The organism is Salinicoccus sediminis (assembly GCF_000986795.1).
GTDB lineage: Bacteria > Bacillota > Bacilli > Staphylococcales > Salinicoccaceae > Salinicoccus > Salinicoccus sediminis.
In genome coordinates this window covers 182694-194860 of the sequence record NZ_LAYZ01000024.1, presented here as the reverse complement: position 1 = coordinate 194860, position 12167 = coordinate 182694, and the positions used below count along the sequence as shown (strand labels likewise).

The 12167-nt window shown below is 52.7% G+C and carries 12 protein-coding genes; 11 read left to right on the top strand and 1 reads right to left on the bottom strand.

From position 1 onward, the window contains the following. Window positions 1-68: 68 nt before the first annotated feature. The 4 genes from WN59_RS09555 (at window position 69) to WN59_RS13620 (ending at window position 3224) form a co-directional block, all read left to right on the top strand. Window positions 69-1163 (top strand): NAD/NADP octopine/nopaline dehydrogenase family protein, encoded by a 1095-nt coding sequence (locus WN59_RS09555; protein ID WP_046516412.1) that lies wholly within the window; start codon window positions 69-71, stop codon window positions 1161-1163. 23 nt (window positions 1164-1186) lie between these two features. Then, entirely contained in the window at window positions 1187-2611 is a 1425-nt protein-coding gene (gene nhaC, locus WN59_RS09550; protein WP_046516409.1) for a Na+/H+ antiporter NhaC, read from the top strand. Window positions 2612-2803: 192 nt separating this feature from the next. Then, the gene (locus WN59_RS09545) at window positions 2804-3103 is read left to right on the top strand and encodes a hypothetical protein (protein ID WP_046516406.1); all 300 of its coding nucleotides are present in this window, start codon (window positions 2804-2806) and stop codon (window positions 3101-3103) included. Beyond that, a complete protein-coding gene (locus tag WN59_RS13620; protein ID WP_331386414.1) occupies window positions 3036-3224 on the top strand; it encodes a hypothetical protein in 189 nt (62 codons plus the stop codon). Before WN59_RS09545 ends, WN59_RS13620 begins: the two co-directional genes overlap by 68 nt. A 110-nt stretch (window positions 3225-3334) precedes the next feature. Here the strand turns inward: WN59_RS13620 and WN59_RS09540 are convergent, their stop codons facing one another. Further along, window positions 3335-4594 carry a YeeE/YedE family protein gene (locus tag WN59_RS09540; RefSeq protein WP_046516403.1) on the bottom strand — a complete coding sequence of 420 codons (1260 nt, stop codon included), beginning with the start codon at window positions 4592-4594 and terminating at the stop codon, window positions 3335-3337. Between the two features lie 331 nt (window positions 4595-4925). Between WN59_RS09540 and WN59_RS09535 the strand changes: the two genes are divergently transcribed. The 7 genes from WN59_RS09535 (at window position 4926) to WN59_RS09505 (ending at window position 12156) form a co-directional block, all read left to right on the top strand. Next, complete coding sequence (locus tag WN59_RS09535) at window positions 4926-6488, top strand: metal ABC transporter solute-binding protein, Zn/Mn family (RefSeq protein WP_046516400.1); 1563 nt, start codon at window positions 4926-4928, stop codon at window positions 6486-6488. 84 nt (window positions 6489-6572) lie between these two features. Next, the gene (locus WN59_RS09530; RefSeq protein ID WP_156172423.1) at window positions 6573-7007 is read left to right on the top strand and encodes a hypothetical protein; all 435 of its coding nucleotides are present in this window, start codon (window positions 6573-6575) and stop codon (window positions 7005-7007) included. A gap of 247 nt (window positions 7008-7254) precedes the next feature. Next, entirely contained in the window at window positions 7255-8589 is a 1335-nt protein-coding gene (locus tag WN59_RS09525; protein ID WP_046516394.1) for an MFS transporter, read from the top strand. Window positions 8590-8601: 12 nt separating this feature from the next. Then, window positions 8602-9546, top strand: a complete 945-nt coding sequence (locus WN59_RS09520; protein ID WP_046516389.1) for an ornithine cyclodeaminase family protein — start codon at window positions 8602-8604, stop codon at window positions 9544-9546. A gap of 604 nt (window positions 9547-10150) precedes the next feature. Further along, window positions 10151-10459 (top strand): PadR family transcriptional regulator, encoded by a 309-nt coding sequence (locus WN59_RS09515; RefSeq protein ID WP_046516386.1) that lies wholly within the window; start codon window positions 10151-10153, stop codon window positions 10457-10459. 16 nt (window positions 10460-10475) lie between these two features. Further along, window positions 10476-11651, top strand: coding sequence for a chromate transporter (locus tag WN59_RS09510; protein ID WP_046516383.1), 1176 nt, complete (start codon window positions 10476-10478; stop codon window positions 11649-11651). 121 nt (window positions 11652-11772) lie between these two features. Continuing rightward, window positions 11773-12156, top strand: a complete 384-nt coding sequence (locus tag WN59_RS09505; RefSeq protein WP_046516378.1) for a VOC family protein — start codon at window positions 11773-11775, stop codon at window positions 12154-12156. Window positions 12157-12167 lie beyond the last annotated feature (11 nt).

Genomic DNA, 12167 nt, shown 5'->3' with positions numbered 1-12167 from the left:
TTCATAGTTTTGGATAACAGGGTATTTAGATTAGCATGAATAGTAAAAGATGCAGGAGGAGAGATGGAATGGGCGTGCAGAATGTCACTGTAATCGGCGCGGGCAACGGTGGAATTACAGCAGCAGCGGATCTTACGAAAAGAGGGTTTGCGGTGACTCTTTACGAGTCGCCTGAGTTTTCCCGCAATCTGGAAGGGATCAGGAAAAGGCGGGGGATCGTGCTCGATGACGGGGCGGATGAGGAATTCATCGAATTTACAAGTGTCACTGCGGATATGGGGAAAGCTGTCGAAGGTGCGGATATCATCATGCTGACGGTCCCGGGCTTTGCGGTTGAAAATATTGCGGAGGCGCTCGCGCCGGTCGTCGGACCGGAGCAGGTCATCCTCCTGAACGGCGCCGGGGCAATGGGCTGCGCGCGGTTTGTGAACAGGGCGGAAGAGCTGGGGATCGATAAGCGCTTCAGTATCGCTGAAACGAATTCCCTTACATACGGCACGCGTGCATTTCCGGACGAGGCGCGGGTGGAGCTTTCGCTCTATGTAAAGAAAATTTTCCTCGCGGCGTATCCCGCAACTGAAACCGGGCGGCTGCTCGGAATCTGTTCAGAACTGTATGACTGCTTCGTACCGGCTGAAAGTGTGTGGCATACGACACTTGAGAACGGCAATCCGGAAGTGCATCCGGGGCCGGCGCTTTTGAACGCCGGCCGTATCGACTACTCAAAAGGGGAGTTCTGGCTGTACAAAGAGGGAATCACCGAACACACGGTCAAGCTTCTCAGGGCGATCGAACAGGAACGGATGGCCATCGGCAGCGCCTTCGGCTACGCGCTTGAGGATGCCGCCGAAAGCCGCGCCGGCAGGGGATATTTCGATGATGACGGCCGGAGCCTCCAGGAACTGTTCAATACGAGCCCGGTCTACACGAAGATCAAAGGCCCCGTATCAATCGGCTCCAGGTATTTCACCGAGGATATTTCGAATGGTCTCGTATTATGGTCGGACCTCGGGAAGCTTGCCGGTGTCGAGACACCGAATATTGATGCTGTAATTACACTCGGCGGGACTTTATTGGAACAGGATTTCCATCAGTCCGGGCTGACCCTTGGTAAACTGGGCTTCTCCGGCATGACGCTCGAGGAAGTGATTAAAAGCGTCTGAATGACAACAGGGAGGATGGATATATGAAAAGGGAACCGACATTTTTTGAATCGATTTCATGCTTTATCGTACTGGGTGCCGTCATCGGCATCGGATTTGGGTATTACGGCATCCCGATCCAGCCGCTTCTGCTGGTGGCTGCCGCCTATGCGGCACTGATCGCCCTCAAGGTCGGTGTCACGTGGGAAAGAATGGAGGAGGGCATCATCAGGAGGCTTAAAACAGCGATGCCTGCCATTTTCATCCTTTTCTCGGTGGGCATCATCATCGGTACGTGGATCTACTCCGGCACGGTGCCGATGCTCATCTACTACGGACTCCAGATCATCAGTCCTACATACTTCCTGGTCACGGCGTTCGTCATCGTCGCAGTCGTTTCAGTGGCGACCGGCACGGCATGGGGTTCTACCGCCACGGCAGGCGTCGCCCTGATGGGCATCGCTGCGGAACTGGATGTCTCACTGGCCATGGCCGCAGGCGCCGTCATTTCAGGCGGCGTGTTCGGCGACAAACTGTCTCCGCTGTCCGACACGACCAACCTCGCACCGCTCGTCGTCGAAGTCAACCTTTATGAACACATCAGGCACATGCTCTGGACGACGATACCGGCTTCAATCGTCGGGCTGATCGTCTGGTTTTTTGTGGGTATAAACACCGATTACTCCAGTACATCCGCCGGCAATGTTGAGGGGCTGCTGGCTGAACTGGATATGATATACAACTGGAACGTGTTCATGCTGATCCCCTTTGCCATCATCCTGTGGGGTGCGTTCCGGAAGAAGCCCGTCGTGCCGATGATGCTACTGTCATCCATTGTGGCTGTGGTCATCGGCATGTTTTCAAACGGCTTTACGCTGGTGGACGGGATGACGTCGATGGCGGACGGATTCAGCGTGGCCATGATCAATGTGCCTGGTTTCGATCCGGCGTCGCTGTCTGAGAATGTCACATCCCTCATCGTACGCGGCGGCATATTTTCCATGACAACCATCGTCGTGACGATCTTCTGCGGCTATGCATTTGCCGGCATCGTCGAAGTGGCGGGCTGTCTGGATAAGATCCTGGCTGTATTCTCGAGGATGATAGAATCCACGTGGAAGCTTGTCGGCGTGACCATCCTCGGCAGCATCGTCATCGTCTTCACAGCCGGCGTCGCCTCGATATCGATCATCATGGTCGGTGTCCTGCTGCAGGACGCATACGCCAAACAGGGACTGCACGCGAAGAACCTGTCCAGAACTCTGGAGGACTCCGGCACCATGCTCATTCCATTCGTCCCGTGGGGCGTTTCCGGCCTGTACTACCTGGAAGTCCTCGGCGTCAGCGTCGCGGATTACTGGATCTGGGCCATTCCGTGTTATTTATGTGTCGTATTCGCAATGTTCTATGCCGGCACGGGCATCGGCATAGCGAAGTCCGAAGGCCAGCCTGCAGCCAGGGCTGAATAAAATATCTGGATCTATATGAAAGTGGAATCTCCTGACATTTGTCGGGGGATTTTTATTTTTGGTAAAAATTCACTGTTGTCACAGGAACGTCTGCAGTTTTATAAAATCTGCTTTTTGCAAAATTAAATAATCAAATCGGCTGAAAATGTACATATATATAGTGAGGGGATTTTTATTTTAAGGAGGGAATTTATGTTTGTTACTGACAGAGGGAAATCTGCCAACCATATGCATCTGGAAATTCTGGGGAAGCGGGCGGCGCTTGACGGGAAGGAGGAGCGGGAGCTGGAGAGGTACAGGTCGGGATATGAAGGTGAGTTGGAGTATGACCGGGTGTTTGATGAAGTGGGGCATGCACCGATGTATGTTTTCCGCGATATATGGCTCGGCATCGATGATTCGAAGGTCCAGCTGGATGCTGTTCATGATCGAAACCAACATCAGGAGTGCGACACTGGTCGGGCTTTTGACGGGGACGGGCATCGGCTATGAACTGTTCATGTCGAGTTCATTCTACTATGACATGAACGAAGTCGGCATGATCACATACATGATACTGGTCGTCGCTGTGCTGCTTGAGCTCGTTGCGAACAGGCTGAAGAACGCGGCGTAATATTGAGAGAGGAAGCCACCCGGACCGGGTGGTTTTTTATTGGGGAGAAGCATCTGTGCCATCAAACAAAAAACGGCCGGCGAAATGGATCGCCGGCCGTTGGAGTTTATCTAGCAAACCGAGTCGTTCGACTTCGGCACGGATAGCCCGAAGAGCGGGCGCAGGTACAATGCGAGGAATGTGCCGCCGATTGCCATGATGCCCCAGATGTATCCGTGGAGGCTGAATGATGCGATGCCGCCGAAGTATGCGCCGATGTTGCAGCCGAACGCAAGGCGTGCGCCGTATCCCATCAGCAGTCCGCCGATGACGGATGCGAAGAAGTTGCCTTTTGTGACCTTGGTGAATTTGAACAGTCCGCCTGCAGCGGATGCGATGAATGCACCGAGGATCACGCCGAAGTTGAGCACTGTTGTGGAATCCGCGAATATGGATGACTGCAGCGCCATTGCGGATTCACCCTGCCAGTATCCCCAGCTCGCGATGTCGATGCCGAAGAACTGGAGGACTTTGGAACCCCACAGCGCGAACGCTGAAGTGATGCCCCACGGCTGACCGCGGGTCATGAGTGTGAGTGCGTTCAGCACCGCGAGCGCGATGGCAGCTGCGAACAGCGGCCATGAGCCTCTGAATATCCGTTTCCACCCTTTTGCCGAAGGCAGGGGTGCGACTTTGGGCGAATTGCGTTTTCTTTCGATGAAGATCGTAACCGCGGCAATCGCACCGAAGATCAGCAGTGACACGATCCACGCGCCGCCGTAGCCGAGTCCGGTGGAAGTTGCGAGGGAGACCGGTTCTGTGGCCGGCAGGTCCTCCGTCCAGAACGGCAGGTGATAGGCGCCGATCGTCGTTCCGATGATGAAGAACAGGAGCGTGACGAACATTACGGTTCGTCCGCCGCCGATGGCGTACAGTGTACCGGACGCACAACCGCCGCCGAGCTGCATGCCGATGCCGAAGATGAAGGCGCCGACGATGAGGCTGACACCGACCGGTGACACGTAGCCGGCGACCTCACCGCCGAAGAACGACAGGCCGAATGCCAGTATCGGAGCGAATAGAGTGACCGCAGCCGCCAGCATTACCATGTGGGCCCGGAGTGCCTGGCCGTTGCCGACAGACATCAGGCGTCTGAATGCGGAAGTGAAACCGAAACGCGCGTGGAACAGTGTGTAGCCGAGCAGCAGGCCGAGGATAAGAAGTACGGGCTGCATGGCTGATTGTGTTACAGCCAGATATATTAATAGAACAAGACTGACCAGTATCCCGCCTGCAATCAGTGTTTTCTGCGGTGCATTCAGAGCCGGTGATCTGTATACCGGATCCTTCTGTTCACTGACAGGCTGGACTGGCTGAGCATGGCTGACCATATATGACTCATCCTTTTCTTAGTAATTTGATATGATTTTAATATTATAGTAGCTGACCAGGATTAAGTCAATGGAAAGATCTGGATCAGGCCGGCATATCCTTCGGGATGTGCTTTTTGTGTTTCGATGTCCGATGAAGGGGCTTATCGGCTGTTATGCATTTTCAATGTCCGATAACCGCACTTTATCGGTCATTGTGATTCCTCAATAACCGATATAACGGTTACCGGGTTATTAATTCATAAAATTTTAAAAGTGGACTTGCAAATCGTAACAGTTACGATTATAATTTTAAAACGTAACCATTACGATTTGAAAAGAGGAGGATTTTATGTTCAGGAGAAGTTTATGGTTTTTATTGGCGGGCGCTGTCTTTGCCACCGCGGCCTGCAGCACGGCATCTACTGAGGAGGATGGCGGTGAAATGAAAGTATATACGACGGTGTTTGCACTCGAGAGCCTTACGGAGCAGATCGCAGGGGGTAATGCGGAGGTCCGGTCTATCTATCCGAATGGGGCGGATATACATAGTTATGAGCCGACGCAGAGGGATATGATGGATTACGCAGAAGGTGACCTTTTCGTTACGACGAATGAAGGACTTGATCCCGTTGCCGGAAAGATTTCTGATGTGATAGGCGATGACACTGAAATATTGGAGGCAGCCGATGATACGGATCAGCTGCTTGAAAATACACATTCGCATGATCACGGGCACGGGGAGGACCATGATCATGGTGACATGGATCCGCACGTCTGGCTTGATCCGGTCTTAAGCATTGAGATGGCGGAGGGGGTCAAGGAAAAGTTGAGTGAACTCGACCCTGACAATGCGGAAGAATATGAGGAGAATTATGAAAACGTCAAGTCAGACCTTGAACAGCTGAATCAGGATTTGAAATCCGTCACTGAAAATGCAGCTGTGGAGAATGTGTACATTTCACATGAATCCATCGGCTATCTTGCCGACCGTTACGGTTTTGTGCAGCATGGTGTATCCGGCCTGAATAATGAAAACCCGACACAGCAGGAAGTGATTGATATGCTTGAAGGCCTGAAGGCAGATGGTTCGAAATATATACTGGTCGAGCAGAATGTTCCGAGCAAAGTGACCGACATCATCAGCGACAGGGGTGGCGTCGAACAGCTGGAATTCCATAACCTTTCCGTGCTGATGGATAGTGATGACCCGGACGCTGATTACCAGTCGTTGATGAGGAGCAATATCGAAGCACTGGATAAAGCACTCAACGATTATGATGAAACGGAGGCTGAGAAGAACGAAAACGGGGCACCGGAGGAACATGGTCATGATCACGACCACAATCACAAGCATGACTACGAAGTTGATGAGGATGTATACAACGGCTATTTCGATGATGAGGATGTAGAAGACCGCAGTCTTTCCGACTGGGAAGGTGAATGGCAGTCGGTCTATCCATATCTTAAAGATGGCACCCTGGATAAGGTATTTGAACATAAGGCAGAAAATGGGGAAATGTCTGCAGAGGAATACCGGGAATATTATACGACCGGCTATCGGACTGAGACCGGACAGATAGACATAGAAGATGGTCAGATCACTTTCCACAAGGACGATGAATCTCATTCAGGTGATTACGTTTATGACGGCTATGAGATTCTTGAGTATGAAGCGGGCAACAGGGGTGTGAGGTATCTGTTCACCCTGGAGGAGGCTGACGGGGCAGATGAAGAACTGCCGCGTCATATCCAGTTCAGCGATCATGGCATAAGCCCGATGGACAGCCATCATTTCCACATTTACATGGGGGACGAAAAAGAGGCCCTTCTCGGGGAGATGGAGCATTGGCCGACCTACTATCCAAAAGAGTTGACCGGAGTGGAAATAGTGGATGAGATGATGCGGCACTAACGTCCCCAGCACATAATCGTTTGACTTTAAACTGCTGAGGCTCCATTCTGTAGTTTACTCTTATTATCAGAAGGAGCTGTTATTTTGATGGATCAAAATAATGCAGAAAAAACGGGCGTCGTGAATTTCATCATGGTTGCGGCCGGAATTTTATTTGCAGCGGCCTCGGCGCTGGCCGGCACAAATGTGGTACAGGCGGATGAAGCGGAAAGTGTGCAGGAAAACGCGGCTGAAAGTGTGACGGAAACGCTGGCCCAGGAGACGCAGTCCATATATATTGATGCGAATGTACAGAGTGATTATGAAGCCCTGGAGACGAAAGTGACGGGGGAGACTGTTCCCAAGGCTGAAGTGACGGTCGTCTATCCCGGAAAAAAGGAATTTACTGCCAAAGCTGATGAGAAAGGCCAGTTCACATTAGACGGGCTGCCTGAGCTTGAAGATGGGGATGAAGTGCAGGTGGCATCTGAAAAAGACGGTCAGAAGTACGAGATATTCTTCAATTATAAAAACAGTTAATAAATTCCATTCATCAGTTTAGGATGTTAATAATGAAATCAGTTGACTTTTCCGTCGTGAACATTTAAAGTGGCAATACAGTAGATATATGTGAATTTGCATGCCGGATGGGGTTCCAGTCCCATCCGGTTTTTTGTGTCCAATGATGGTGTAACAATACCCTCTATATAAAGTTGACGGATAATTCTGTAAACGCTATCCTTGATATAACTTAAGGGGAAAAGGGGTTAATACATGGACAAAAAAATTGCGGCGAAAAGTATTGGTCGCCAGCCTGATCGGCTCATCGATCGAATGGTTTGATTTCTTTCTGTATGCGGCTGTGGCAACGATCATATTCAACAGCCAGTTCTTCGTGACCGAGGATCCGGTGGTTTCCACACTGCTTGCCTATTTCGGACTGGCACTGTCATTCTTCATCCGTCCGTTCGGCGGCGTGATATTCGGTCATATTGGCGATAGGGTCGGGCGCAAGAAGACACTCATCATCACGCTCAGCATGATGGGGATCGCGACGGCGTGCATCGGTCTGCTGCCTACATATGCCCAGATCGGGATTGCGGCACCGCTGCTTCTCATGCTGCTCAGGCTGATCCAGGGGCTCGGCATCGGCGGTGAGTGGCGCGGCGCACTGCTGCTCGCAACGGAATATGCGCCGAAGGAGCAGCGCGGATTCTTCGGCAGCGTGCCGCAGATGGGCATCACCATCGGGCTGGTGCTCGCCTATACGAGTTTCTTCATATTGACAGGCCTGCTTTCAGAAGCGGCATTCGCAGCGTGGGGCTGGCGCATTCCGTTCGTGATGAGTTTATTCCTCGTCGGATTCGGACTCTGGATCCGCAAGGATCTGGATGAGACGCCGGCGTTCCAGGAGGCGAAGAAGACGCAGACGGTGCAGAAGGTGCCGCTCGTCGAGACGTTCAAGCGCCATCCGAAGGAAGTGCTTATCACGTCCTGCGCGAAGTTTGTTGAAACGGGGCCGTTCTATATATTCACGACGTTCATCGTCGGTTACGGGACGAGCCAGCTTAACGTGTCATTCGAATTCATGATGATTTCAATCGTCATTGCAGCATTCCTCACGACCATCATGATTCCCGTCATGGGCAGACTGTCCGACAGAGTGGGCCGCCGCAGGATGTTCCTTGTCGGTTCTGCAGCGATGCTGGTGTACGCATTCCCGTACTTCATCATCGTCAACACCCACCAGCCGGCGCTTGTGATCATTGCGACGCTGATCGGTCTCACAATCATCTGGCCGCCGATCACGGCAGTGCTCGGAACGATGTTCTCAGAGGCATTCTCGCGTGAAGTCAGGTATACCGGCGTGACGATCGGCTACCAGATCGGGGCAGCGGCGGCCGGCGGTACCGCACCGCTCATCGCCCAGTTCCTGATGAACCAGTTCAACGGTTCAAGCGTGCCGGTGTCGCTCTATATCATCATGACCGCGGTTGTATCGATGGTTGCCGTGTGGGCGATCAAAGGGGTGCAGGCGCAGGATCTGGAATACGCCCGGGACCAGGCTGCGCGCTCCGGGCATGATGACGGGGTGCGGCCGGCACCTGAAACAAATGCATAGAAGGAGACAGTTATGATTACTCTTACAGATGAACAGATACAGGAAAAATATTCGATCAGTCATGCCATCCGGGATGTGAAGGACATTCTGCAGGACTATAGGGAGGACGCCATCGTACAGGCGGTGCGCACCGTGCTGCCGGTGGATGATGAGAGCTCGATGCTCTACATGCCGTGCATCAGCACAGCATCGAAAACTTCCATCATCAAGACAGTTTCCATCTTCCCGGTGAATAAAGACCTGCCGACCACGCAGGGGAACATCCTTGTGACCGGCCTCGATGACGGGCAGCACAAGGCGACGATGGAGGCCTCCTATCTGACACGGCTCCGGACAGGCGCGATGACAGCGATTGCGACGGATAAGCTCGCGCGGCTTGATGCATCAGTCCTCGGTGTCATCGGGACGGGCAACATGGCGTTCGAGCAGGTGCTCGGTGTGGCCGAAGTGCGTCCGGTGGAACGGATCGTTTTATTCAACAGGACAGCGAGCAAGGCGCACGATTTCCGCATACGCCTTGAGGCATTCGGTGTCAGAGCGGACATTGAAGTGGTGGAGGATGTGTCCGAAGTCGTTCGGGCGGCCGATATCATCAACTGCGCCACACAGTCTTCAGTGCCCGTCTTTGACGGGAGAGACCTCAGAGCCGGCACACATGTGAACGGCGTCGGTTCCTTCAAGCCATCCATGCGGGAAATGGACAACGAGACGATCGCCAGGGCGGATCAGATCTACGTTGACGATCTCGAAGCCATCCAGGAGGAGGCCGGCGAACTCATGCACGCCGTCGAGAGCGGCATCATCGCCTGGGAGGACGTGCGCGGCTCGCTCGTGGATTTCTTCGATGGAGATCATCTTCGCGGAGATGACGCGGAAATCACACTGTATAAATGCGTCGGGGCCGGCTACTTCGACCTCGCCGTCGCCGGCGGCGTGATGCGGATGTTCTCAGAATAACAGTGAGGGAATGCAAAACCGTTCGTGCGGTTTTGCATTTTTTTGTGTGAAGTTAACAGAGATTGTAGGAATGTGTTTGGATGCCCGCTTTTCGCGTACACGGTTCCGTTTCGTGGATGAGATACCCGTCTTTCGCGTACACGATTCCGTTTCGTGGATTGGATACCCGTCTTTCGCGTACACGGTCCCGATTCGTGGATTGGATACTCGTCTTTCGCGTACACGATTCCGTTTCGTGGATGAGATACCCGTCTTTCGCGTACACGATTCCGTTTCGTGGATTGGATACCCGTCTTTCGCGTACACGGTCCCGATTCGTGGATTGGATACTCGTCTTTCGCGTACACGGTTCCGTTTCGTGGATGAGATACCCGTCTTTCGCGTACACGATTCCGTTTCGTGGATTGGATACCCGTCTTTCGCGTACACGATTCCGTTTCGTAGATGGGATACTCGCTTTCAACACACGTTTCCAACGAATCAGCACATTCATTAGTTTGTAAAGATTGTGTAAAGAGTATTTCCCCATACATATCATCATGTTATATTAATGATATCGAAACCCAATATTGAAGTTCGATATCAAAGGCAGGGAGACGATCTATTGGAAGATAAGGTACTCAGGAAACTTTTCCTTGGTTTTATACATATCCATATTCTGCATCATGCGAAGGAGCATCCGATCTATGGGACGTGGATGGTGGAGGAACTGAGGGAGCACGGCTACAGCATCAGCGCAGGCACACTTTATCCGATTCTGCACACGATGGAGTCCGACGGTCTGCTTTCGCGGGAGGACCGCAATGTCAGCGGCAGGATCAGGAAGTATTATTCCATCACGGAAAGAGGGGATGAGGTGCTCGATGAGGCCAGGGGCAAGGCCTATGAATTGTTCCGGGAGATAAAAGACTGAATTACAGGAGATGAAAATGGGGAGAATAAAAAATCTTTTAGAAATATTAATCGTTTCAACGCGTCTGGGACTGTCATCCTTCGGCGGACCGACGGCCCATCTGGGTTACTTTCATGAGGAGTATGTGCGTCGGAAGAAGTGGATGGATGAGAAGGGGTATGCCGACCTTGTGGCACTGGCTCAATTCCTTCCGGGTCCTGCAAGCAGCCAGGTCGGCATCGGTGTCGGGCTCATGCGGGGCGGTGTGCTCGGCGGACTGACGTCGTTCCTTGGCTTTACGCTGCCTTCAGTCATCGTACTGATTGCGTTCGCTCTGCTTCTGACCAGCTATGATGTGGCGGACGCCGGCTGGATCCAGGGGCTTAAGATCGTTGCCGTCGCGGTCGTCGCCCATGCGGTGCTCGGCATGGCCAAAAAGCTGGCGCCGGACTTGAAGCGGAAGGCGATCGTACTTTTTGCACTGATCGGCACACTGATCTGGCAGACGGCATTCACACAGGTCGGGGTCATCCTGGTTGCAGCACTCATCGGATTCCTGATCTACAGGAAGCATACGGAAACAGAGACGGACGAAACACGGTTTCCGATATCCAAAAAAATCGCGTCATTCTGCCTTCTATTATTTTTCGTGCTCCTTTTCCTGCTGCCGGTCATAAAAGAGGTCACCGGTTCATACTGGGTGGCGGTCTTTGACAGCTTCTACCGTTCCGGTTCACTCGTTTTCGGCGGCGGACACGTCGTACTGCCGCTGCTTGAACAGGAACTCGTGCCGAACGGCTGGGTAACCGAGGAGGAATTCCTGGCAGGGTATGGTGCCACACAGGCGGTGCCGGGGCCTTTATTCACCTTTGCAGCCTATCTCGGTGCAGTGATGAACGGCTGGCTTGGCGGACTGTTCGCAACGGCGGCAATATTCCTGCCGGCATTCCTGCTGATTGTCGGAGCGCTGCCGTTCTGGGACAGCCTCCGCAGCAACAGAAAAGTCAAAGGTGCCATCATGGGTGTGAATGCAGCGGTCGTCGGCATTCTGATCTCTGCGTTTTATACGCCGATCTGGACGAGCTCCATCACACAGCCGCTCGATTTCGCGCTGGCTGCCGTGCTGTACTCCATGCTTGCATTCTGGAAACTGCCGCCGTGGGTCGTCGTCGTTTCAGGTGCCATGGGCGGCATCCTGATTTCACTGCTATGAACGGCAGGGGTGAGATTGAGGGAAACCCCCTTTGTATATACCATTTAAATTCGGTTATTCAATGATGTATAATGGTATTCAGTAATCCGCATCACAAACTGTAAAACAAAGGGGAATCATAATGGAAGTCATCGTGACGAGTCTTTTTGTGGACGACCAGGACAAGGCGCTCGCATTTTATACAGATATGCTGGGGTTCGTGAAAAAGCATGATGAACCGGTCGGGGAATACAGGTGGATAGCGCTCGTCTCTCCGGACAACCAGGAGGGGACGGAGCTGCTCCTTGAGCCGAACAACCATCCGGCTTCGCGGGAATATCAGGAGAAGATCTACTCGGAAGGGATTCCTGCAACGATGTTCGGTGTCGCGGACATCCACGGTGAATTCGAACGTCTGAAGGAAAAGGGTGTCAGGTTTTCGATGGAACCCACACCTGCCGGTGAAATGACCCTTGCCGTCCTGGATGATACATGCGGCAATCTCATACAGCTCATAGAACAGTAAAAACGCGCAGC